Origin of the sequence: Pseudarthrobacter sp. P1 (assembly GCF_050156935.1) — a bacterium.
Classification (GTDB): domain Bacteria; phylum Actinomycetota; class Actinomycetes; order Actinomycetales; family Micrococcaceae; genus Specibacter.
This window is the reverse complement of record NZ_CP189584.1, coordinates 62,859-86,602: the sequence shown is the minus strand read 5'-3', so window position 1 is coordinate 86,602 and position 23,744 is coordinate 62,859. Positions and strand designations below refer to the sequence as shown.

Annotated in this window: 14 protein-coding genes and 1 pseudogene; 7 read left to right on the top strand and 8 right to left on the bottom strand. The window is 69.0% G+C overall.

Annotated elements, in window-relative coordinates; genetic code table 11:
• Window positions 1-177: 177 nt before the first annotated feature.
• Window positions 178-1,620, bottom strand: a complete 1,443-nt coding sequence (locus ACQCSX_RS00355) for an IS1380 family transposase (RefSeq protein ID WP_427015697.1) — start codon at window positions 1,618-1,620, stop codon at window positions 178-180.
• Between the two features lie 232 nt (window positions 1,621-1,852).
• A complete protein-coding gene (locus tag ACQCSX_RS00350) occupies window positions 1,853-2,206 on the bottom strand; it encodes an Rv2175c family DNA-binding protein (RefSeq protein WP_427017160.1) in 354 nt (117 codons plus the stop codon).
• Window positions 2,207-2,485: 279 nt separating this feature from the next.
• Between ACQCSX_RS00350 and ACQCSX_RS00345 the strand changes: the two genes are divergently transcribed.
• On the top strand, window positions 2,486-3,823 hold the full coding sequence (locus ACQCSX_RS00345; protein WP_427017159.1) for a LysM peptidoglycan-binding domain-containing protein: 1,338 nt from the start codon (window positions 2,486-2,488) through the stop codon (window positions 3,821-3,823).
• A gap of 103 nt (window positions 3,824-3,926) precedes the next feature.
• Complete coding sequence (pknB, locus tag ACQCSX_RS00340; RefSeq protein WP_427017158.1) at window positions 3,927-6,014, top strand: Stk1 family PASTA domain-containing Ser/Thr kinase; 2,088 nt, start codon at window positions 3,927-3,929, stop codon at window positions 6,012-6,014.
• Window positions 6,015-6,242: 228 nt separating this feature from the next.
• On the opposite strand, the gene ACQCSX_RS00335 is transcribed toward pknB, so the two are convergent.
• Both ACQCSX_RS00335 and ACQCSX_RS00330 read right to left on the bottom strand, forming a co-directional pair.
• Complete coding sequence (locus ACQCSX_RS00335; RefSeq protein WP_427018926.1) at window positions 6,243-7,613, bottom strand: class II 3-deoxy-7-phosphoheptulonate synthase; 1,371 nt, start codon at window positions 7,611-7,613, stop codon at window positions 6,243-6,245.
• 464 nt (window positions 7,614-8,077) lie between these two features.
• Window positions 8,078-8,758 (bottom strand): annotated as a pseudogene (locus ACQCSX_RS00330) (lysophospholipid acyltransferase family protein); the annotation flags it as partial.
• A 145-nt stretch (window positions 8,759-8,903) separates the two neighbouring features.
• Between ACQCSX_RS00330 and ACQCSX_RS00325 the strand changes: the two are divergent.
• From ACQCSX_RS00325 to ACQCSX_RS00315, 3 genes are all read left to right on the top strand, one after another.
• Window positions 8,904-9,650, top strand: coding sequence for an alpha/beta hydrolase (locus tag ACQCSX_RS00325; protein WP_427017157.1), 747 nt, complete (start codon window positions 8,904-8,906; stop codon window positions 9,648-9,650).
• Complete coding sequence (locus ACQCSX_RS00320; RefSeq protein WP_427017156.1) at window positions 9,643-10,197, top strand: hypothetical protein; 555 nt, start codon at window positions 9,643-9,645, stop codon at window positions 10,195-10,197. Before ACQCSX_RS00325 ends, ACQCSX_RS00320 begins: the two co-directional genes overlap by 8 nt.
• Before the next feature lie 333 nt (window positions 10,198-10,530).
• Window positions 10,531-11,274, top strand: coding sequence for an endonuclease domain-containing protein (locus ACQCSX_RS00315; RefSeq protein ID WP_427017155.1), 744 nt, complete (start codon window positions 10,531-10,533; stop codon window positions 11,272-11,274).
• Between the two features lie 190 nt (window positions 11,275-11,464).
• Here ACQCSX_RS00315 and ACQCSX_RS00310 read toward each other — a convergent pair whose 3' ends face one another.
• The gene (locus ACQCSX_RS00310; protein WP_427017154.1) at window positions 11,465-12,571 is read right to left on the bottom strand and encodes an ROK family protein; all 1,107 of its coding nucleotides are present in this window, start codon (window positions 12,569-12,571) and stop codon (window positions 11,465-11,467) included.
• A 173-nt stretch (window positions 12,572-12,744) separates the two neighbouring features.
• Between ACQCSX_RS00310 and ACQCSX_RS00305 the strand changes: the two genes are divergently transcribed.
• Window positions 12,745-14,556 (top strand): AMP-dependent synthetase/ligase, encoded by a 1,812-nt coding sequence (locus tag ACQCSX_RS00305; protein ID WP_427017153.1) that lies wholly within the window; start codon window positions 12,745-12,747, stop codon window positions 14,554-14,556.
• A gap of 89 nt (window positions 14,557-14,645) precedes the next feature.
• On the opposite strand, the gene ACQCSX_RS00300 is transcribed toward ACQCSX_RS00305, so the two are convergent.
• From ACQCSX_RS00300 to gcvP, 3 genes are all read right to left on the bottom strand, one after another.
• Window positions 14,646-16,151: a MinD/ParA family ATP-binding protein gene (locus tag ACQCSX_RS00300; protein ID WP_427017152.1), complete on the bottom strand. Its 1,506-nt coding sequence runs from the start codon at window positions 16,149-16,151 to the stop codon at window positions 14,646-14,648.
• Between the two features lie 108 nt (window positions 16,152-16,259).
• The gene (locus ACQCSX_RS00295; protein WP_427017151.1) at window positions 16,260-19,658 is read right to left on the bottom strand and encodes a pyruvate carboxylase; all 3,399 of its coding nucleotides are present in this window, start codon (window positions 19,656-19,658) and stop codon (window positions 16,260-16,262) included.
• 181 nt (window positions 19,659-19,839) lie between these two features.
• Window positions 19,840-22,707 (bottom strand): aminomethyl-transferring glycine dehydrogenase, encoded by a 2,868-nt coding sequence (gene gcvP, locus ACQCSX_RS00290; protein WP_427018925.1) that lies wholly within the window; start codon window positions 22,705-22,707, stop codon window positions 19,840-19,842.
• A 140-nt stretch (window positions 22,708-22,847) separates the two neighbouring features.
• Between gcvP and ACQCSX_RS00285 the strand changes: the two genes are divergently transcribed.
• The gene (locus tag ACQCSX_RS00285) at window positions 22,848-23,681 is read left to right on the top strand and encodes a ParA family protein (protein ID WP_427017150.1); all 834 of its coding nucleotides are present in this window, start codon (window positions 22,848-22,850) and stop codon (window positions 23,679-23,681) included.
• Window positions 23,682-23,744: the final 63 nt, after the last annotated feature.

Below are 23,744 nucleotides of genomic sequence, written 5' to 3'. Positions count from 1 at the left end.
CCGGATTTTTCATCGGACGGCGGTCGGGGCGTTGGGTGCGGGTTTTGCCGTCCCGGCGGGCTGAATCGGATTTCGGGTGTGGCTGATGGACCCGGGGGCGCCGGGCTGTGCGCGGGCTTCCACTGTTCCCGTTGGTGTTCTTCTTTCCTGCTCGTTGGTTGACGGGGGGTTGCGGTGTCAGGCCCGCAGGAGGACCGCGGGGCGGTTCGCGGCTGCGGCGATCCGTTCAATGGCTTCGAGCAGGGCGCTGATCAGGGGTTGCTCCGGCGCGGCGGCGGGCAGCAGCAGGTGGTTCCGGCGGGCGCGGGTGATGATTTTCCCGGCGGTGGCGAAGAGCCGGTAGCGCCAGCGTTTGATGTCCCAGCCCCGTGCTTTGTGGCCGTCGGGCAGGGCGGTGAGCTGGAGCCAGGAGACCAGGTTCGCGGCCAGGACCGCGAGGTTGGCCCAGGCCTGGTTGGCAGCGAAATCGAAGAAGGGGAGCTTTCCGAGCCCGGTGTTCTTTAGGGTTTTGATGCGGTTCTCGGCCCGGCCGCGGGCCCGGTGCCGGGCATCCAGAAAAGGTCCGTGCCAGCGCGGGGAGTTCGTCAGAAACGCTGTCACACGGTGACCGTCGATGTCGAGCAGGGTCGGTGTCGCGCCGGGGTGCAGCGGTTCGGCGCGCAGGAAGATCTTCGTCCCCGGCGGGTAGTCATCGAGCGGGATCACCTGCGTGGCGTTGATGACCCAGGCGTCATCGCGTTCGACCCCGTCCTGGTCCAGGGCCGGTTGCCAGTATTTCTTGTCGTTGATCCAGTCGATCATGTGGGCCTTGCCGACCGGCACCGGGTACGAGGCGGAGAACTGCACGCCCCGCGAATGCAGGTACCAGAGGAACTTCCGGGACGCGCCGGCGCTGTCGGTGCGGACCAGGATCTTCTCCCCGTCCAGTTCCCCGGTCCCACCGTAGAGGGAGTCGGGCAGGACGGCGATGGCGGCCTCGAAGATGCGGATGTGGTCCTCGGCGTTGTTCGCCGTGGCCCCGCCGTGACGCAACAGTACCGCGAGTTCCTCCCCGGTGCCGCTGCCGGCACCGTAATCGAGGCTGGCGGTGAACGGGGCGAATCCGAACCCGCCCTTGTAGTTTCCGGTGGCCTGTTCCTTGTCCGAGTGCGAGGTCACCAAGGTGGCGTCGAGGTCGATGAGCAGCGGGTCCGCGGCCGTCGCCTTCACCGCCGGGCTGCGGTCTCCTGCGGCTTCCCATGCCCGGGTCCGCAGTTCCTTGGCCAGGGTCGAAAAGCCGTAATCGAAGACGTCCGGGTTCTTCACGGTGCGTTCGAAGAACCGGGAGACTGTTGCGTTCGAGGGCACGTTGCCGAACACGCCGGGCTGGGCGCGCAGGATGTCCAGGTCCGAGGCGTGCTCGCCGCCGGCGGCGAGCATCACCGCCAGCGACCCGAGCAGCCTCCCGGGCCGGTGTGAGGCCATCGCGGGGACGAACTGCCCGAGCCGGTCCTCGCACAGGTCCCGGAACCCGAGGGCGTCGATGAATGAGGTCAGGATCCGTCCCCCGGCATGGGAGACCAGCGACTGGCCGGTGAAAGTGACCGGGAGGGACGGGAAGACCTTGGTAGGCTGATGCATCGAAAAGGTGCTCCTTCAAGACACGGAAATAACGGCGTAGACACCCCTATTTTCCCTTGTCAGAGCACCTTTTCGTGTCTTAAACACACCCCTCAGCCCAACCCTGATGAAAACCCCGGGCTAGGCGCAAGTCCCAAGCGGGCAGCACCGGCCGTCTTAATAATGAAGCAGGGCCCCACCAGACGGTAGGGCCCTGCTTTCTTGTGCCTGCGCGTTCAGCGGCAGGATCCTGCTACCAGCCCAGGGCCTGGGCGCGGCGGCGGATCTCGGTCTTGCGGCCCTCGCGGAGGGCATCGATGGGACGGCCCGGCAGGGAGTCGTCATTGGTGAACAGCCACACAATGGCTTCCTCGCTGCCGTAGCCGGCGTCGGACAGGACACCGACGGTGCCCTTGAGGCTGTCCAGGATGGCGCCATCCATAAAAAACTCGGCCGGAACACAGCGGATGTGGCGGTCGCCCACGCGGGCGGCCAGCAGTGTTCCATCATTTATGTACGCGTGGACCTTGGTAATGGACACACCCAGCAATTCGCTGACATCCGGCAGGGGCAACCATTCACTAACCACATTTTCAACGTTACTCACCAGCTAAGGTTCCCACACCGCTCTGCCCGCCGCACGCCGGACCACCGCCCCGGCGGCGCGGCGTGGCACAAACGGCTCTTGGCGTGCCTGCGGGCACAGTGCGGATATATTGCTGGGGATAGGGAATTTGCTGTGCCAAAGGGCCAATTGGGCGTCGAAAAGATTCTTGCCAGCCTCGCGGACTCGTGTAAATTTTCCAGTGGTTGTGTTTCACAACAGTCACACTCTTAACTTCTTCATCACTGGCACCACCAGCCCCGGACTATTGAGGACAACCCAATGACTTCCGATCGCAAGAGCCGTCAGAGTCCCAAAACCACCAAGCAGCTGGCCGTTGCCGCCACCGCTGCCATCCCTGTGGTCATGCTCTCCTCGATGGCGCTGGCACAGCCGGCGGCCGCCGCCGCACCCGCCGCACCGGTGAAGGCCTCGCCGAGCGCCATGGGGCACGGCGCCGTTGCAGCGGCCAGCACCGCCACCAGCAACATCCCCGCAGCCCTCGTGGCCGGGACGGTGCCCACCGGCGTCGCACCCGTGCAGGTGGCCGTTCCCGACCAACACATTGTGCAGGCCGGTGACACCGTCAGCGCCATCGCCGCGCATTACGGCCTGGACACCAACACCGTCCTCGCCCTGAACGGACTTGGCCCGGCCACCATGATCCACCCCGGCCAGGCATTGTCGCTGACCGGAAGTGCCGCCGCCGAGGCGGCCCCGGCAGCCCCGGCAGCCGCCTCCGCCAGCTATGTGGTCAAAACCGGCGACACCGTCAGCGCCATTGCCGCCGCCCATGGACTCTCGGTCCACGAGGTCCTGGCGGCCAACGGCCTCACGGCCAGCACCATCATCCACCCCGGACAGGAACTCTCGCTGAGCGGCGGTGGCGGGTCCGCGGCATCGGCCGATGCAGCCCCGGCGGCGGCCTCCGCCAGCTATGTGGTCAGGGCCGGCGACACCGTCAGCGCCATTGCCGCCGCCCATGGGCTCTCGGTCCACGAGGTCCTGGCGGCCAACGGCCTCACGGCCAGCACCATCATCAAGCCCGGACAGCAGCTCTCCCTCGGCTCAGCGGTGGCGGCGGCATCGAGTTCCATCACCGCCGTCGAGCCCTCCCCGGCAGCGGTGGATGCACTGGTGCCCAGCACCTTCCTGGACTACACCTACCCGCAGGCCGTCGTGGCACAGGCCAATGTGAACAAGGCCGCGTTGCTGGCGGCACCTGTCCCTTCCCCGGCACAGATGCAGCAGCTCGTGGCCAACACCGCCGTCCAGATGGGTGTCGACTCGTCCCTGGCGCAGGCCTTCGCCCTGCAGGAATCAGGGTTCGACCAGCAGGCCGTCTCCCCGGCCAACGCCATCGGCACTATGCAGGTCATCCCGCAGGCCGGCGAATGGGCCTCCGAGCTGGTGGGCCGGCCGCTGAACCTGCTGGACCCGCACGACAACGTCACGGCCGGCGTCGCCATCATCCGGGCGCTGGTGAACGATGCCCCCAGCCTGGACGAGGCCATCGCCGGCTACTACCAGGGCGCCTACTCCGTCTCACTGCACGGCATGTACCCGGACACCGAGGGCTATGTAGCCTCCGTGAAGGCCATCCAGGCCAGCTTCCAGTAGGGGCCCAGAGCCATCGAAAGGGACCGGTCGAGTGTTGGATCCGGTCCCTTTTCGTTTCAGCGCCTAATATCGAAGGGTGCATGAACACCCCTCTGATCCCCTGGTGGGCTCAACCGTTGACTCCCGCTACCTTGTCCAGTCCAAGGTGGCGCGCGGCGGCATGTCCACCGTCTACCTCGCCACGGACCACCGGCTCAACCGCTATGTGGCCCTGAAAGTGCTCCACCCGCACCTGGCGCTGGATGAGAACTTTGTGGCCCGGCTCCAGCGCGAGGCCCAGGCCGCCGCGCAGTTGTCCCATCCACATGTGGTGAGCATTTTCGACCAGGCCTACAACGGCCAGCTGGCCTACCTGGTCATGGAATATGTGCCCGGGAACACGCTGCGCGACGAGCTCAACGCCCGGGGGGCGCTGACCCCGCGCGAGGCCCTGCGCTACCTGGACGCCGTCGTCGAGGGTCTGGGCGCGGCGCATGCGGCCGGCCTGGTGCACCGTGACGTCAAGCCCGAAAACGTGCTGCTTTCCCACGACGGCCGGATCAAGATCGGCGACTTCGGCCTGGCCCGGGCCGTGACCACGACGACGAACACGGCAACGCTGATCGGCACCGTCGCGTACATCTCCCCCGAACTGGTCAACGGCGAACTGGCCGATGCCCGCAGCGACATCTACTCGGTGGGCATCATGCTCTACGAGCTGCTGACCGGCCAACAGCCCTTCCGCGGCGACATGCCCATCCATGTGGCCATGCAGCATGTCCGCGGCACCGTCCCTGCCCCCTCCGAGGTGCTGCCAGGCCTCTCCGCGGACCTGGACGAGCTGGTCCGCTGCTGCACCGAGATGCGCCCGGAGGACCGTCCGGAGGATGGCTACGCGCTGCTGGAGGACCTGCGCCACGTGCGCGCCACCATGGCCGACACCGATCTGGACTTTGTGCCGGCCGGTGCACGCCAGCCGGCCGCGGCCGGCGGCCTGCACGGCACCGCCACCACCGTCCTGCCCGCGCACACCGCGCCGGTCCGGACCACCGGCCACCAGGCCACCGAGGCCTTCGCCGGGCCGGCCTTCGGCCAGTCCGCTGGCCAATCGGCCACCGTTGCCCTGGGCGGCCTTGCCAACCACACCACCGTCATGCCGGCCGGCAACAGGCTCTATGTGCCCGGCGATGCCCGCCCCGAACCCGAAGTTGGCGACCGCCCCGACCGCAGCCGCGTCCCGCGGGCGGCCAAGCGCGAAGCGCGCGCCGCCGAGAAGGCCCGGGCCAAGGCTGCCGCCCGGCCGGTCAAAACCCTGGGCAAGGGCAACCCGCGCCGCCGCGGCCTGATCTGGCTCACGATCGTACTGGTGCTGGCCGTGCTGGGGGCAGGCGCCGGCTGGTTCTTTGGCATGGGCCCCGGCGCCTTGGCCACCGTGCCGGAGGTCAGCAACAAGACCGTGGCCGAGGCCCAGGAGCTGCTCAGCCGCGAGGGGTTCAATGCCAGCATCGAGGACGTTTTCGACGAGAACATCGCACAGGGCCTGGCGGTGACCACCGACCCCGGGCCCGCGACGGAGCAGCGCAGGTTTCAACACGTGACCCTGTTGGTCTCCAAGGGCCCCGTGCTCTACCCCGTCCCCGCCGTCACCGGCGGAACGCTGGAGGCCGCCAAGGTGGCCCTGACCGCGGCAAAAATGGCTCTGGGGACCGTCACCGAACGGTTCGACGAGAGCGCTGCGGCCGGCACCGTGCTGGCACAGGATCCCGCCCCCGCCACCGAGAAGCGCTCGGCCACCCCCGTGAACCTGGTGGTGTCCAAGGGCCCGACGCCGATTCCCGTGCCCGCCGTCGTCGGCCAGCCGAAGGACGCCGCGGCCAAGGCCATCGCCGACGCCGGACTGGCCGCGGTGTTTGCCCCCGACGTTTTCGACAAGACCATCCCCGCCGGCACCGTCGTCGCCCAGGATCCGGCCAATGGCACGCTGACCAAGGGTGGCAAGGTCACCCTGACGGTCTCCAAGGGCCCCAAGCTGGTCACTGTCCCCAGCTACGTCGGCAAGCAGGTGGAGAAGGCCGTGCAGGAGCTCAAGGACCTCGGCTTCGATGTCAAGGTCAACAACATCCTTGGCGGCTTTTTCGGCACCGTCCGCGACCAGTCCCCCGTCAACAAAGACGTCCCCGAAGGCAGCACCATCACCCTGACCGTGGTCTGACCCGCAACTGTCCCGCACGTATCGCTCGCTTGGACCCCCAAGCCGGCGATAACTGCGGGACAGTTGTGTTCGGCGCCCGGGCCGGAGTGGTTCAGAGGGGCCCGGGAGCGGCTTCGGGCGTCCGCGAAGCGGGCGGGGTCCCTCTGAACCACGGAGGCCCGGGTGCCGTGGGGACGCAAAAGCCCCCTCCACACGCCAACGCTTCGAAGGGGGCTTTCGTCCGAGGGGTCAGCGCTTGGCTAGGGAACCCGCCACGAGAAACGCCATCTCCAGCGACTGCATGTGGTTCAGGCGCGGATCGCAGACGGACTCGTAGCCCGTCAGGAACGCCTCCTGGTCGATCGGGTCGGCACCGCCGAGGCACTCCGCCACGTCGTCGCCGGTCATCTCCACGTGCAGGCCGCCCGGGAACGTCCCCTGCGCCTGGTGCACCTCGAAGAAGCCGCGGACCTCGTCAATGACGTCGTCGAAGTTGCGCGTCTTGTAGCCGTTGGGCGAGGTGACGGTGTTGCCGTGCATGGGGTCCGTCACCCACAAGACCTGGGCGCCGGAGGCCGTGACCTTCTCCACCAGCTGCGGCAGCTTCTCGCGGATGTTCTTCGCACCCATGCGGGTGATGAACGTCAGGCGGCCCGGCTCGCGGTTGGGGTCCAGCTTCTCGATCAGGCGCAGGGCGTCGTCGCCGCTGGTGCCCGGGCCGAGCTTGACGCCGATCGGGTTGCGGACACGGGAGAGGAAGTCCACATGGGCCTGGTCCAGCTCGCGGGTGCGCTCCCCGATCCACAGGAAGTGGCCCGAGGTGTCGTAGGGCAGGCCGGTGCGGGAGTCGATGCGCGTCAGGGCGCGCTCGTAGTCCAGCAGCAGCGCCTCGTGGCTGGCAAAGAACTCCACGCGCTTGAGTGCCTCGAAGTCCGCGCCGCAGGAGTCCATGAACTTGATGGCCCGGTCAATGTCCTTGGCCAGCGACTCGTAGCGGGCGTGGGCCGGGTTGGAGGTGAAGCCCTTGTTCCACTGGTGCACGGCGCGCAGATCGGCAAATCCGCCGGTGGTGAAGGCACGGATCAGGTTCAGCGTGGAGGCGGAGGTGTGGTACGCCTTGAGCATCCGGGAGGCATCGTGCGCGCGGGATTCCGGGGTGAAATCGTAGCCGTTGACGATGTCGCCGCGGTAGGCCGGCAGGGTCACGCCGTCGCGGGTTTCATCGTTGGAGGAGCGCGGCTTGGCGAACTGGCCGGCCATGCGGCCCATCTTGATCACGGGCATCGAGGCACCGTAGGTCAGCACCACTGCCATCTGCAGGATGGTCTTCACGCGTGCGGAGATCTTGTCGGCGGTGGCGCCTTCGAACGTCTCGGCGCAGTCCCCGCCCTGGAGCAGGAAGGCCTTGCCCTGCGCGGCCTGGGCCAACCGGCTGCGCAGATTGTCCACCTCGCCGGCAAAGACCAGCGGGGGAAGGATGGAGAGCTCCTTGATGGAGGCGTCATAGACCGCCGGGTCCGACCACGTGGGCTGCTGCGCGATGGGCAGCTGGCGCCAGTCGTCCAGGCCGGGGTAGTTGGCTGCACCGGGGTTGGACGGGAAGGCTCCACTGGCAGGAATTTGCTGGGCGGAAGTAGATAGATCAGTCACCCTCCCAGCCTAGTTCCTGCGGGCCAATGCGGCGTCGGTGGGGCCGTAACGCATTCGCGCGGCACCGTCACATTCGCCACCGGGCACACCGGCGGGCACCGGCGGCGTCAGCCGGCGCTGCCGGACTCCGCATCGGCGTCGTCCTTCACCCGGGCGGAGAGGTTGTCGCCCTCGAGCAGGATGGCCGCGGGCGCGGCCGTGGCGGGGATCCCGGCGGGACCCTCTGCCGCCCCCGTCTCCACAACCGCCCGGGCCCCCCCGCCGGCGGCCGCCACGGACCCGGCCGCACCGGCGTCGGGTACAGCCGCGGAACCGGGCTGGTGTCCAATCACCGTCACCGTGCCGGGTTTGAGCACCGGCGTGCCCGGATCCAGCCGGACCGCCGCACCGGCGTCCGGGGTTGCCGGCGCGGCGGGCGCCTCGGCGGCGGCCTTCTTGGATGCCAGCTTTTCCTTGACGGTGGAGGCGTAGGCGTCGACGTACTCCTGGCCGGAGAGGCGCATGAGTTCGTACATGATCTCGTCGGTCACGGAGCGCTGGACGAAGCGGTCGTCCTCCAGGCCCTGGTAGCGGCTGAAGTCCAGCGGCTCGCCGAAGATGATGCCCAGGCGGCGGATGTTGGGGATGCGCCGCCCGATTGGCTGGACCTTGTCGGTGCCGATCATGGCCACCGGGATCACCGGCACATTGGCCTTGAGCACCAGCTTGGCCACCCCCACCTTGCCGCGGTAGAGGCGCCCGTCCGGGCTGCGCGTGCCCTCCGGGTAGATGCCCAGCAGCCCGCCGCCGCGGAGCACGTCCAGCCCCGAATCCAGCGAGCTGGCCGAGGCGGCCCCGCCGGAGCGGTCCATCGGCAGCTGGTTGGTGAGCCGGAAGAACATCGCCACGGCCCGTCCCTTGAGCCCCTTGCCGGTGAAGTACTCGCTCTTGGCCAGGAACACCACGGGGCGCGGCACCATCAGCGGCATGAAAATGGAATCCGAAAAGGACAGATGGTTGCTGGCCAGCACGGCCGGCCCGTCCAGGGGCACATTGTCCAGTCCCTTGATCCAGGGGCGGAACAGCAGCTTTAGGATCGGCCCCAGAAAGACCTTCTTCATCACCCAATAAAACACGTGGCGTTTCCCTTCTGCGGCAAGGATCCACGCCTGCGGACCCCATGATCCCCACTAGCGGATCGGTTCCAGATTAGTCTAGTGATTAGCGCCCCCAACGGTGGCACGATGGGGTGGATGGTTGCATAACGCCAATGGAGGATTGATGAGCTCTGCAGTGTCATTCAAGTCTGCCGGACACGGCCCGATGGCGCGGGTGGGCGTGGCCATTTCCCATGGCTTCACCTCCTCGCCGCAGAGCATGCGCGGCTGGGCCGACTACCTCGCCAACGAGGGCTTCGCCGTCAACCTCCCCCTGCTGGCCGGCCACGGCACCAGCTGGGAGGAGATGTCGCGGACCCCGTGGCAGCATTGGTACCGCGACTACGAGGCCGCCTACCTGGAGCTGGCCGCCCGCTGCGACGTGGTGTTCACCGCCGGCCTGTCCATGGGCGGGGCGCTGGCCCTGCGGGTGGCCGAGCACCACCCGGTGGCGGGGGTCGCCGTCGTCAATCCCGGCCTGACCTTCTCCGACAAACGTGCCAAATACTCCGGCGTGCTCAAATACGTGCTCAAGAGCGTCCCGGCCATCGGCGACGACATCAAGGCCTCCGGCATCACCGAGGGTGCCTACACGCGCACCCCCGTGGCCTCCGTCCACCAACTCGGCAAGCTCTTTGCCGACACCGTGGCCGGGCTGGACCGGGTCACGGCACCCACGGTGGTGTTCCGCTCCACCGTGGACCGCGTGGTGCCGGACACCAGTGTGGAGGCCATCCAGGCGGGCATCGGGACCAAGGAGCTGTCCATCGTGCCGCTGCACAATAGCTACCACGTGGCCACCATGGACAACGACGCACCCCAGATCTTCGCCGAATCCGCCGCCTTCTTCCGCAAGCACGCCGGTGGTTAGCCAGCCGGAGCCCAACTCCTGGGACTCCCCCGCGGATGACAACGACGACGCCGTCTGGCGCGACCTCGTGGCCCGGCTGGAGGCCGTGGACGGCGACGACGTCTTTGACGTCGAGGCAGGCCGGGCCAGCGGCCTTGGCGGCGGCACCCCGGCACCGGACGGCGGCACGGATGCTGGCGCACCGGATGCCCCGGCACCCGCGGCCCCTGCCGCTCCCCCGGCACCCCCGGGCCCGGCCGGCTTTGCGCGCGCCGAGCATCTGCTCCCGCCGCCGGGCCCGCGCGACTACGAGGCCGAGGACGACGACGGGGAGTTTGTGCCCGAGGATCCACCCTCGCTGGCCAATGCCGAACCCGCCCTCGTTCTGGCCTGGATTGGTACGGCCGGCGGGCCCATCGCCCTGCTGCTGACGGCACTGCTGTGGCGCACGGCCCCGCTCACCGTGGTGGTGGGCATCATCGTCGCCTTCGTCGCCTGTGCCGGGTACCTGGTCTACCGGCTGCCCGGCCACCGGGACGACGACGGCGACGACGGCGCCGTCGTCTAGCGGGGTCCACCGAGAATGCAGCCATGGCTGCATCGAGGCATGCCATAGCGCCTTTGCTGCACTCTCGGCACGCACCGAAGGGGCCAACCTGTGGACAACTCCGGGCGGGGTGCCCACTCGGGGCAGAATGGCCAGATGGCAAAGCCCGCACCATTGCCGGAACCCCTTCGGGGCAGGTCCTTTACCCTTGGACAGGCCCGCGAACTGGGTGTGGGACGGGGCCGGACCCGGGTCCGCGGACTTCGTACGCCCAGCCGTTCAATCCGGGTGCCCCGCGCAGAGCAACAGAACTTCGCGGACCGGGTCCGGCCGTGCACACAATTGGGCACGGTCGTGGATGCCAGCCACCTGACCGCCGCCAGATTGCATGGAATTCCGCTGCCGTACTGGGCCGAGCATGAGGCCGAGGCCAGAACCATCCACCTGATGCGCCCCGGCATGGCGGCCAATCCGCGGCGGCGCGGCGTGAAGGGGCACCGCGGGGCGCTGGCGGAGACGGAACGGACCGAGGTCCGCGGTGTCCCTGCCACCTCGCTGGCCCGGACCTGGCTGGATCTGGCCGGCATCCTGTCCTTGGATGAGCTCGTCGCGGCCGGCGACCATCTGGTCTGCGAGCACCACCACGGGGACCGTTGGGACCGGCCACCCCGACTGCCGCTGGGCGAGCTGGCCACCTATATTGGCGGGAAGGGCCCTGTCCGGAACATCGGTAGGGCCCGGTCAGCATTGGCTCTGCTGCGGGTTGGTGCCGATTCCCCGCCCGAAACGTACCTGCGGCTGATGCTGGCGCGATCGGGGCTGCCGGACTTTGTGCCTGACTGTCCGGTGTCCGACGACGCTGAGCCGCCGGCATGGACGGACCTGGGGTGCCCCGACTACAGGATCTGCGCCGAGTACGAGGGCGCCCACCATGCCACGCCCGCACAGCAGGCTGCCGACCGGCGACGGGACGATGTGGTGGCCCGGGCCGGCTGGCGGCAGATCAAGATCTACGCCCGCGACATGGCGCTGGGAGAACAGTGGGTGGTGTCACATTTCCGCCAGGCGCTGTATGCCTTGGGGTGGACGCCGGAGTAATCACGTGGTCCGGTGGAGGCGCCAATTTTTGTAGGCGGCATCAAAGGGCTCGAGGCCGCTTGCGGCCAGGTGCCCTAGCCGCCGGAAAATTGGCGCCGCAGCCCGGGCGGAGCTTCCGTCCCGTCGAGAGTGCAGCACTGGCTGCCTGGCGGCCTCGGATGCAGCCACAGCCGCACTCTCGGCACGAGGGCTAGGCGTGGGCGCGGGAGAGGTCTGCGGCGCCCACCATGCCGGCGTCGGGGCCCAGCGCCGCGGCACTGATGGTGGCCATCGGCCGGAAGCCCCGGCCCGTGAGGTTGCGGGCAAAGGCATCGCGGGCCGGATCCAGCAGGAGGTCCCCCACGGCACCGAGGCCGCCACCCACCACAAACAGCCCGGGGTCCAGCGCCGCGGCCAGATTGGCCATGCCCAGGCCCAGCCACTGGCCCACCTCGTGCACCAGTTCGCGGCTGGCCGCGTCCCCGGCCAGCGCCAGCTCGGTCACCAGGGCACCCGTCACCGCATCGGGGTCGCCGCCGGCGGCCCGGAGCAGTTCCTGCGCCACCGGCGAGCCGGCCGCCGCCAGCCCACGCGCCTCGCGGCCCAGGGCATTGCCGGAGGCGTACTGCTCCCAGCAGCCTCGGTTGCCGCATTCGCAGCGGTGGCCGCCGGGCATGATGACCTGGTGGCCAAACTCCCCCGCCAGGCCAAAACTGCCCCGCTCCAGGACGCCGTCGTTCACCATGGAGCCGCCGATCCCGGTGCCAAGCGTCAGGCACACCATGCGCGCATGGCCGCGGCCGGCGCCGAAGCGCCATTCCGCCCAGCCGGCGGCATCGGCATCGTTGGCCAGCACCACCGGACGGCGCAGGATCCGCTCCAGATTGGCCCGCAGCGGCTCGTTGCGCCAAGCCAAATGGGGGCTGAAGAGCACGGTGGAGGAGGCCAGATCCATCCAGCCGGCAGCACCAATGCCCACGCTGGCTACATGGAAGCCGGCGGCCAGCTCGCCCACCAGCTCGGCGATGGTGGCCTCGACGGCACGTGGATCCCGGCCCGGCGTGGGGCGGCGCAGCTGGGCCAGCACGCGGCCGTGCGGGTCCACGACGCCGGCGGCCACCTTGGTGCCGCCGATGTCGATGCCGATGGCCAGCGCCCGGCGCGATGCGCGGCGGCCCAGTACGCGGGCCCGCGGACGCAGCCGCGCCGCGGCCAGCCGCGAGGCAAGGCGCCCGCGGGCAACCGCCACGGCCGCACCGGGCGGAGCGGGCGCTGAAAGGTCGAGGGCGGGCTGCTGTTCTGGAGTGCGGCGGGGCATCGCTCCAGTCTAGCCAGCAGCCAGAGGGCACCCGCATGTGTCCTGGCTCACTTTGACATTCCCGGCCCTGCCCCTAAAGTTACTCACCAGTAACAAAATGGAATGCTTGGCCGCACCGCCGCCCGATAGAGTAAGGCCAAGCCCAAGTCGCCCAAGGTATCGAAGGAGCTATCGTGCGAGAATTTTCCTCTCCCGCCACTGTGGTCAGCCCCCGGACAATGAACACCACGGATCTGGTGCTGCGCCAGGCCAAGAAGCCGGCGAACCCCGCACTGTTTTCCCGCCGCAACGAGGACAACGTCTGGGTGGACATCAGCGCACGGGAATTCCTTGCCGACGTCTCGGCCCTGGCCAAGGGCCTCATGGCCTCCGGCATCGGGGCCGGCGACCGGGTGGGCATCATGGCCCGCACCCGCTATGAATGGTCCCTGGTGGACTTCGCCATCTGGTTTGCCGGCGCCGTCTCCGTGCCGATCTACGAGACGTCCTCCCCCAGCCAGGTGGCCTGGAACCTCGGCGACTCGGGCGCCGTCGCCGTCTTTGCCGAGACCGCCGCCCATGAAAACGTGGTCCGGCAGGCGGCCCACACTGAGGGCCTGGCCGCGCTGGCCAATGTCTGGCAGCTGGAGGGCGCGGGCCTTGACGTCCTGCGCGAGGCCGGCACGGGGATCACCGACGGCGAGCTGGAGGCCCGGCGCACCTCCGCCGGCCTGGACAGCCTCGCCACCATCATCTACACCTCAGGCACCACCGGCCGGCCCAAGGGCTGCGAGCTCACGCACAGCAATTTTGTGGAACTCTCCGACAACGCCCTGGTGGAGCTCTCCGATGTGGTCGCCGAGGGCGCTGCGACCATCATGTTCCTGCCGCTGGCCCATGTCTTTGCCCGGTTCATCTCCGTGCTGGCCGTGGCCGCCGGCGCCAAGGTCGGCCACACCCCGGACATCAAGCACCTGCTGGCGGATCTGCAGAGCTTCAAGCCCACCTTCATCCTGGCCGTCCCGCGTGTCTTCGAAAAGGTGTACAACTCGGCCGCGCTGAAGGCCGAGTCCGAGGGCAAGGGCAAGATCTTCGCCGCCGCCGCCGACACGGCCATCGCCTATTCCAAAGCCCGCCAGTCCGGCAAGGTGCCCGTGCTGCTGGCGGCCAAGCACTTCGTGTTCGACAAGCTCGTCTACGGCAAGCTCCGCAACGCCATGGGCGGCAACATCCGCCACGCCGTCTCCGGCGGCGGCCCGCTGGGCGAGCGGCTGGGCCACTTCTTCCAGGGCATCGGCCTGCAGATCCTGGAGGGCTACGGACTGACCGAAACCACCGCACCGATCTCCGTCAACCGCCCCGCCCTGATCAAGATCGGCACCGTCGGCACGCCGCTGCCGGGCAACTCCGTCAAGATTGCCGACGACGGCGAGATCCTGGCCAAGGGCGTCTGCGTCATGCGCGGCTACTTCGGCCGCGAGGACCTCACGGCCGAGACCTTCGTCGACGGCTGGTTCCGCACCGGGGACATCGGCACCCTCGATGCAGACGGCTTCCTGCGGATCACCGGGCGCAAGAAGGAAATCATCGTCACCGCCAGCGGCAAGAATGTGGTGCCGGCCCTGCTGGAGGACCAGATCCGGGCGGATGCCCTGGTGTCCCAGTGCCTGGTGCTGGGCGAGGCGCGGCCGTTCATCGCCGCCCTGGTCACCCTGGACGAGGAGGCGCTGCCCAAGTGGGCCGAGCACCACGGACTGCCCGCCGGGATCACCGTCACCGAGGCCGCCACCAACCCGACCGTCACGACGGCGGTCCAGAAGGTCATCGACAAGGCCAACCAGTCCGTGTCCCAGGCCGAGGCCATCAAGTCGTTCCGGATCGTCCCCACCGATTTCACCGAGGGCTCGGGGCACCTGACCCCGTCCATGAAGGTCAAGCGGGCCCAGGTGCTCAAGGACTTCAAAACGGTGGTTGAGGAAATCTACACGGCGCGCCGGCCCGCCTAGGTTCCAGGCGCGCTTCCAGGCACGACGCATAGAAGCCCGGCCGGCCCCCTTCGAGGGGGCCGGCCGGGCTTCTGTGGTTTGCGGTGCGCCTAGCTGGCCGTCAGCTCCCCCACCACCAGCGCAGCCAGCTCCACGGCAGCGGCCTTGGTGGCCGGGCGCAGCTGGTCCAGCATGATCCGCGACCCCTCGGCCAGATGCTTGTCGTACGGGATGCGCAGCACGTGGTTCACCCGGGAGCGGAAGTGCTCCTCGATGGCGTCGATGTCCACCTGGGTTTCACCGCCGGCCATGTTGATGACCACGATCGCCCGGGCCACGAGGTCATGGCGGCCGTGCGCCTCCAGCCAGGACAACGTCTCGGAGGCCAACCGGGCCTCATCCACGCTGCCGCCGGACACCAGCACCACCGTGTCGGCCTTTTCCAGCGTGCCCTTCATGACCGAGTGCACCATGCCCGTGCCGGAGTCGGTCAGCACGATGGAGTAGAACTTGCCCAGCACGTCGGTCACCGCGCGGTAGTCGGAATCATCAAAGGCCTGCGCCACGGCAGGGTCGGTGTCTGAGGCCAGCACGTCCAGCCGGGAGCCGTCGCGGGCCGTGTAGTTGGACAGCTGGGAGAAGGACGTTACGGAGAAGCGGTCCTTGACCAGGTGGCGCGCGGTGTAATCGGCGCGGCCCGGGGAACGGTCGCTGAGCGTGCCGCGGTCCGGATTGGCGTCCATGGCGATCACCCGGTCCTCGCGCAGATCCGCCAGCACCATGCCCAGCAGCGTCGTGACGGTGGTCTTGCCCACGCCGCCCTTGCGCGAGAGCACGGGGACGTAGCGCGTGCGCTCCCCGAGCCGGGCGGCGATGCTGTGCTCGGTGGCCCGCAGGATGCGCACCTTGTCCGAGTCGCCCACGTTGATGCTGCCGAAGGAGGCGTTGTACAGCCAGCGCCGCCAGCCATCCACGGGCGGCAGGGCAGCCTTGGACAGCAGACGGTCCGCCGTCAGTGCCGCGGCGGGCTCGGGGCCGTTTTCCTTGCCGCGGCGCGGACTGTGTCCGGATTCGGCCGGCGCTTCCGCGGCTTCGGCCGGGGCGGCCGCCGCAGCTGTGCCTGCCTCCACCTCGGCGGACGGCTCGACGGCGGTGGTGGCCGGCGTGGCGGACCCCGACGGTTCCCAGCCGGGAACCGAGGCAAAGACGGGCTCGTCCGGGCGGGCCTCGGTGAACAGCGGGGCGACGGTGCCGATGGCGCCGGTGAACCCGGGGTCCGCGCTGGCGGGAATGGTCGAGAGGTTGATGGGGTCGGCATCCACCGCGGCGGGCGTTTCCACCGCAAGCACCACGGTGGTTTCCGGCGTGGCCGCGTCGTCGTCGGCGCCGCCGTCCTCGGGCGAATCGTCGTCGGAAGCCTCCGCGGAAGCGTCTACGGCGTCGGGTTCCACAGCGTTCCCGGTTGCGTCGTCGGCCTCCGCCTGGGGTGCAATTACGGCATCCGGTTCCACGGCGTCCGGGGCGGCGTCCGCCGTTTGTGGTGCATCCGGGCGGGGCTCGTCCGCAGCTGCGGACTTGGCATCGCCAACGTTGGCGGCCGGGGCTTTCTTCTCCACTGTCATAATCTTCCGCTCGGGTGCAACGCCACCGCGGCCGGAATTTTCCGGCCGCGGTGGCTGAACTGCCCTAACTTTAGCGCAGAAGGTCGCCTGCGCAGGAGGGGATCAGGACCCCACCACCACCAGCAGATCCCCGCCCTCCACCTGGGCCACGCCACTGACGGCCAGGCGCGTCACAACGCCGGCCACCGGCGTCGTAATGGAGGCCTCCATCTTCATGGCCTCGATGGTTGCCACCGTGTCGCCGGCGGCCACTGTGGCACCGATGGCCACCTTGACGCTGACGGCCCCGGCGAACGGTGCGGCCACGTGGCTGGCGTCGTCTGGGTTGGCCTTTTCCGCGGACTTCACGGAGCTGACGATGCTATTGTCGCGCACCACCACGGGGCGGGACTGCCCGTTCAGCGTGCACATGACGGTCCGCATGCCCTTTTCGTCCGCGTCGGAGATTGCCTCCAGAACGGCGATCAGGCGCACACCCTTGCCCAAGCCAATGGAGTGCTCCGCGCCGCGCTGCAGCCCGTAAAGGTAGTCGCGGGTGTCCAGCACGGAGACGTCGCCGTACTGCTCGCGGACCCGGGCGAATTCCTTCGCCGGCCCCGCAAAGAGCAGCCGGTTCAGCGTGGCGCGGCGCGTGGCGCTGTCCGAGGCCAGTGCCGCGCTGTCCGCCGCGGAAAGCTCCACGTCGCGGACCTTGATCTCGCGGCCCTGCAGGGCCTTGGTGCGGAACGGTTCCGGCCAGCCTCCGGGCGGGTCGCCCAGCTCGCCGGAGAGGAAGCCGATCACGGAGTCGGGGACATCGTAGTTCTGCGGGTTGGCCTCGAAGTCGGCCGGATCGGCCTTGATGCCCACCAGGTGCAGGGCCAGGTCGCCCACCACCTTCGACGACGGGGTGACCTTGACCAGGTGGCCCAGGATCCTGTCGGCGGCGGTGTACATGTCCTCGATTTCCTCGAAGCGCTCGCCCAGCCCCAGCGCGATGGCCTGCTGGCGCAGGTTGGAGAGCTGGCCGCCCGGGATCTCGTGCTGGTACACCCGGCCGGTGGGGCCGGCCAGGCCGGACTCGAACGGCGCGTAGACGCGGCGCACGGCCTCCCAGTACGGCTCCAGCGAACTCACGGCGGAAAGCGAGATGCCGGTGTCGCGATCGGTGTGGGCCAGGGCCGCCACCAGGGCGGAGGCCGAGGGCTGGGAGGTGGTGCCGGCCAGCGAGGCGGAGGCGACATCGACGGCGTCGACACCGGCATTGATGGCGGCCATCAGGGTGGCCAACTGGCCACCGGCCGTGTCGTGAGTGTGCAGGTGCACCGGCAGGTCGAACTCGGCACGCAAGGCTGTGACCAGCTTGGCCGCCGCGGCCGGGCGGAGCAGGCCCGCCATGTCCTTGATGGCCAGGATATGGGCACCGGCGGCAACGATCTTGCGCGCCAGCTCCAGATAGTAGTCCAGCGTGTAGAGCGTCTCCGCCGGGTCCAGCAGGTCGCCGGTGTAGCACAGGGCCACCTCGGCGACGGCGGTGCCGGTGGCGCGGACGGCCGTGATGGCCGGGGCCATCTGGCTGACATCGTTCAGCGCGTCAAAGATGCGGAAGATGTCGATGCCGCTGGCGGCCGCCTCGGCCACAAAGGCCTCGGTGACCTCCTCCGGGTAGGGCGTGTAGCCCACGGTGTTGCGCCCGCGCAAGAGCATCTGCAGGCAGACGTTCGGCAGCGCGGCGCGCAGGGCGGTGAGCCGCTCCCACGGGTCTTCGCCCAGGAAGCGCAGCCCGACGTCGTACGTGGCACCGCCCCAGGCCTCGACAGAGAGCAGCTGCGGGGTCAGCACCGACACGGCCGGTCCGGCCGCCACCAGGTCCCGGGTGCGCACCCGGGTGGCCAGCAGCGACTGGTGGGCATCGCGGAAGGTGGTGTCCGTGACGGCGACGGCCGTCTGCGCGCGCAGGGCCGCGGCGAAGCCCTCCGGGCCCAGCTCGGCCAGGCGCTGGCGCGAGCCTGCCGGGGCCGAGGCGAGGTCGACGGCGGGCAGCTTGCGGGCCGGATCGGCGTGCACCTTCAGCTCGCCGTTGGGCTTGTTCACCGTGACGTCGGCCAGCCAGGTGAGCAGCTTGGTGCCGCGGTCTGCGGAGACACGGGCCTTGAGCAGCTCGGGGCGCTCGTCAATAAAGGAGGTGGCGATGTCGCCGGCAATGAACGCCGGATCCTCCAGCACCGCCTGCAGGAAGGAGATGTTGGTGGACACGCCGCGGATGCGGAACTCGGCCAGGGCACGGCGGGCCCGGGCCACGGCGGCCGGGTAGTCGCGGCCGCGGCAGGAGAGCTTGACCAGCATGGAATCGAAGTGCGGGCTGACCTCGGCACCGGAGTAGATGGTGCCGCCGTCCAGGCGGATGCCCGCGCCGCCGGCGGAGCGGTAGCTGGTGATCTTGCCGGCGTCGGGGCGGAAGCCGTTGGCCGGATCCTCGGTGGTGATGCGGCACTGCAGGGCGGCACCCTTGATGGCCACACTCTCCTGGCTGAGGCCAAGGTCAGCCAGGGTCTCCCCCGAGGCGATGCGCAGCTGGGCCTGGACCAGGTCCACGTCGGTGATTTCCTCGGTGATGGTGTGCTCCACCTGGATGCGCGGGTTCATCTCGATGAACACGTGCTGTCCGGCGCGCTCGCCCACCGTGTCCACGAGGAACTCGACGGTGCCGGCGTTGACGTAGTTCAGTGCCTTGGCGAACTTCACGGCGTCGCGGTAGAGCGCCTGGCGGATGCCTTCGTCCAGGTTCGGGGCCGGGGCAATCTCCACCACCTTCTGGTGGCGGCGCTGCAGGGAGCAGTCGCGCTCGAAGAGGTGCATGACGTTGCCCTCGGCGTCGGCCAGGATCTGCACCTCGATGTGGCGCGGGCGCAGCACGGCCTGCTCCAGGAACATCGTGTCGTCGCCAAAGGCGGCGTCGGCCTCGCGCATGGCGGCCTTCAGTGCCTCCTCGAGGTCCTCGCGGCGGTCCACACGGCGCATGCCGCGCCCGCCCCCACCGGCCACGGCCTTGGCGAAGATGGGGAACCCGATCTCGTCCGCGGCACCGATGAGGTACTCGAGGTCGGAGCTGGGTGCCGAGGACTTGAGCACGGGGATGCCGGCCTTGCGGGCGGCCTCCAGGGCGCGCACCTTGTGCCCGGCAAGTTCGAGCACATCGGCCGGCGGGCCGACAAAGGTGATGCCGGCGGCCTTGGCCGCCTCGGCCAGCTGCGGGTTCTCGGACAGGAAGCCGTAGCCGGGGTAGATGGCGTCGGCGCCTGACTCCTTGGCGACGCGGATGATTTCCTCGACGTCGAGGTAGGCCCGGACCGGGTGCCCTTCCTCACCGATCAGGTAGGCCTCGTCCGCCTTCTGGCGGTGGATGGAGTTCCGGTCCTCGTAGGGGAACACGGCCACGGTTTTGGCACCGAGCTCGTAGCTCGCGCGGAACGCGCGGATGGCGATTTCACCGCGGTTTGCTACCAGAATTTTGGAAAACATGATTCTCCTCATGACTGCACGTGGGAGTGAGGTTCTGCGTGGATAAAGTGGTGCAAGTCTCTAGGAGCCGGACCCGCCCCACCAAATGGTGTGAAGTGATTCACTGTGCCAAGGCGTAACATTGGCGCCCAAAACGGCCGGGGAGCCGGTGCACCCGGCACCGGCTCCCCGGCTCGGTGGATCAGAACACCTCGGCAAGCTCTTCAATGGACGGGCAGGAACACACCAGGTTGCGGTCCCCGTACGCCTGGTCGATCCGGCGCACCGGCGGCCAGTACTTGGCCCGCGGGTCCACGCCGGCCGGGAAGACGGCCTCCTCGCGGCTGTACGGGTGGTTCCATTCCTGCACCAGCGTGGCGGCCGTGTGCGGGGCGTTGGCCAACGGGTTGTCCGCCAGCGGCCACAGGCCGTCCTGGACAGCGGCGATTTCCTTGCGGATGGCGATCATCGCGTCGATGAACCTGTCCACCTCGCCCAGGTCCTCGGACTCGGTGGGCTCCACCATCAGGGTGCCCGCCACGGGGAAGGACATGGTGGGCGCGTGGAAGCCGTAATCGATCAGGCGCTTGGCGACGTCGTCCACCGACACGCCCGAGTCCGCGCTGATGCCGCGCAGGTCCAGGATGCACTCGTGGGCCACCAGGTCATTGGCGCCGGTGTAGAGCACCGGGTAGTGCTCGCCCAGGCGGCGGGCAATGTAGTTGGCGGACAGGATGGCCGTCTGGGTGGCGCGGCGCAGCCCCTCCGGACCCATCATGCGGATGTAGGCCCAGGAGATCGGCAGGATCGACGCCGAACCGTAGGGTGCGGCCGAGACCAGGCCGACGCTGCTCCCGGCGCCCAGCTCGCGGGCCGGCAGGTGCGGGGCCAGGTGGGCGCGCACTGCCACCGGTCCGACGCCGGGTCCGCCGCCGCCGTGCGGGATGCAGAAGGTCTTGTGCAGGTTCAGGTGCGACACGTCGGCACCGAACTTGCCCGGCTGGGCCAGGCCCACCAGGGCATTGAGGTTGGCGCCGTCCACGTATACCTGGCCACCGGCGTCGTGGATCATGGCGCAGATGGTGGTGATCTCGGTTTCGAACACACCGTGCGTGGACGGGTAGGTCACCATGATGGCGGCCAGATCGTCGGCGTGCAGCGTGAGCTGGCGCTTGAGGTCGTCGATGTCCACGTTGCCGAAGCCGTCCGTGGCGACCGGGACCACCTTCAGGCCGGTCATCACGGCGGAGGCCGCGTTGGTGCCGTGTGCGGAGGTGGGGATCAGCACGATGTTGCGTTCCGGGGCGCCGTTCTCGCGGTGGTAGGCGCGGATGGCCAGCAGGCCGGCCAGCTCGCCCTGCGAGCCGGCGTTGGGCTGGACCGAGACGGCGTCGTAGCCGGTGATCTCCGCCAGCCAGCCCTCCAGCTGGGTGGCCATCTCCACGATGCCCACGGTGTCCGACGCCGGGGCGAAGGGGTGCAGGTTGGAGAATTCGGGCCAGGTCACGGCGGCCATTTCCGCCGTGGCGTTCAGCTTCATGGTGCACGAGCCCAGCGGGATCATGCCACGGTCCAACGCGTAATCGGCGTCCGAGAGCCGGCGCAGGTAGCGCAGCATCTGGGTCTCGGAGTTGTGCGCGTGGAAGACGGCATTGGCCATGAAATCGGTGCTCCGGGCCGGGGCGGGAGCACCCTGGGCCAGGGCCGGGGCCCCGTTGGCGCCGAGCAGGCGGGCGACGGCGGCGATGTCGGCCTCGGTGGTGGTCTCGTCCACGGCGATCTGGATGTGGTCGTGGTCCACCAGGCGCAGCAGGTAGCCGGCCCGGTGGGCGGCCGCCACGATCTCCGCTGCGGCATGGCCGCTGACGGAGGCGACGCGGATCTTGACCGTGTCAAAGAAGCTGTCGTGCACCACGGTGTGGCCGGCGGCGGTGGCCGCTTCGGACACGGCGGTGGCCATGGCGTGCACGCGGGTGGCAATCGCCACCAGCCCGGCGGGGCCGTGGTAGACGGCGTACATGCCGGCCATGACGGCCAGCAGCACCTGGGCGGTGCAGATGTTGGAGGTGGCCTTCTCGCGGCGGATGTGCTGCTCGCGGGTCTGCAGGGCCAGGCGGTAGGCCAGGTTGCCGTCGGCGTCCTTGGACACGCCCACCAGGCGGCCGGGCAGGGCCCGCTCCAGGCCCTGGCGCACGGCCATGTAGCCGGCGTGCGGTCCGCCGTAGCCCATCGGCACGCCGAAGCGCTGGGAGCTGCCCACGGCCACGTCGGCGCCCAGGGTGCCCGGTGCCTCCAGCAGGGTCAGGGCCAGCAGGTCGGCGGCGACGCCCACCAGGGCCTTGCGGGCGTGCGCGTCCTCGATGATGGGGGCGATGTCGCGGATCTGGCCGGAGTCCCCGGGGTACTGCAGCAGGATGGCGTAGTAGTCAACGTCCGGCAGGCCGTCGTCGAAGTTGTGCACGTGGACCGGAATCCCCATGGCCTCCGCACGCGTGGTGATGACGGCCAGGGTTTGCGGGAAGACATCGGCGTCCACTACGAACGCGGCATCGGCGGCCGCGGAGCGGTTGGAGCGGCGCATCAACGTCATGGCCTCGGCGGCGGCCGTGCCCTCGTCCAGCATGGAGGCGTTGGCGGTGACCATGCCGGTCAAATCCGACACGACGGTCTGGAAGTTCAGCAGGGCCTCTAGGCGACCCTGGGAAATTTCGGGCTGGTACGGCGTGTAGGCGGTGTACCAGGCCGGGCTCTCGAGCACGTTGCGCTGGATGACCCCGGGGGTGAAGGTGCCGTAGTAGCCCTGGCCGATCAGGGACTTGTTGACAGTGTTCTTGCCGGCCATGGCCTTCAGCTCGGCCAGCATGGCCTCCTCGGACGCGGCAGCGGGCAGCTGCAGGGCCTCGGTGGAAAGGATGCTTGAGGGCAACGCCGCCGTCGTAAGCTCCTCCAAAGAACCAAATCCCAAGGTGCTCAACATATGATGAAGGTGGGGTTGGGTCGATACCCCAATGTGCCGGTCACTGAAAGGTGCCGACACAAAGCTGTTGGGCAGGGGGCTGTTGGCCGAAATGTCTGGGGTGTTTGGGATGCTAGTCAATGGGGTCTCCAAGTCGCGAACGTTCCACAGCTATTGTAGGTGCCACCATGGCCGCCAACACACGCCCGCAGCAACGTTCAACGAGTACGCAACGATAGGTATTGGTTCAGCCCGTGCAAGTAGTGAGCATCAGCAGTCTCAAAGGGGGCGTCGGCAAGACGTCCGTCACGCTTGGACTCGCCTCGGCGGCCTTGGCCGCCGGCATCCCGACGCTGGTGATCGACCTTGACCCGCATGCCGACGCCACCACCGGCCTGGGCGTGCGCGCCTCCGGCCAGGCCGACATCGGCCAGATGATGAAGAACGCCCGGCGCGCCGATCTGGCGGCCAATGTGCTGCCCAGCGGCTGGGTGGCCAATGCCCCGCACGACGGCGCCGGCGAACCGCTCCTCGACGTCGCCATCGGCTCCGCCTTTGCCGGCATCTACGACCGCCCGGACCTGGGCCGCCGCGACCTGCGCCGGCTCTCCACCGTGCTGGCCAACTCGGACAAGAACGGCGGCAGTCCGTACCAGCTGGTCCTCATCGACTGCCCGCCCTCGCTCAACGGACTCACGCGCATGGCCTGGACGGCCAGCAACCGCGTGCTCCTGGTGGCAGAACCGGGCCTCTTCTCCGTCGCCGGCACGCAGCGCACGCTGCGCGCCATCGAGCTCTTCCGCTCGGAATTTGCCCCCAGCCTCAGCCCGGCCGGCATTGTGGCCAACCGGGTGCGCACCGGCTCCAACGAGCACACCTACCGGCTGGCCGAGATGGCGGGGATGTTCGGGGACCTGCTGCTCTCCCCCACCATCCCCGAGCAGGCCAACTGGCAGCAGATCCAGGGCGCCGCGCACCCGATCCACCAGTGGCCCGGCGAATCGGCCAAGAACGCCTCGGCGCTGTTCGACCAGTTGCTCTCGCGCGTGCTCAAACAGCGCCCGACGCGCAGCCGCAACCGCGCCTAGCGCCGGCCGGATCCCCGAGCCCAATGCAAGAGCGGCCCCGTCCATCAGGACGGGGCCGCTCTT

Bases quoted from the DNA above. Each gene is read 5' to 3' on its own strand.
- ACQCSX_RS00355 (WP_427015697.1), bottom strand. From the start codon at position 1,620: ATGCATCAGCCTACCAAGGTCTTCCCGTCCCTCCCGGTCACTTTCACC.
- ACQCSX_RS00345 (WP_427017159.1), top strand. From the start codon at position 2,486: ATGACTTCCGATCGCAAGAGCCGTCAGAGTCCCAAAACCACCAAGCAG.
- ACQCSX_RS00325 (WP_427017157.1), top strand. From the start codon at position 8,904: ATGAGCTCTGCAGTGTCATTCAAGTCTGCCGGACACGGCCCGATGGCG.
- ACQCSX_RS00310 (WP_427017154.1), bottom strand. From the start codon at position 12,571: ATGCCCCGCCGCACTCCAGAACAGCAGCCCGCCCTCGACCTTTCAGCG.
- ACQCSX_RS00295 (WP_427017151.1), bottom strand. From the start codon at position 19,658: ATGTTTTCCAAAATTCTGGTAGCAAACCGCGGTGAAATCGCCATCCGC.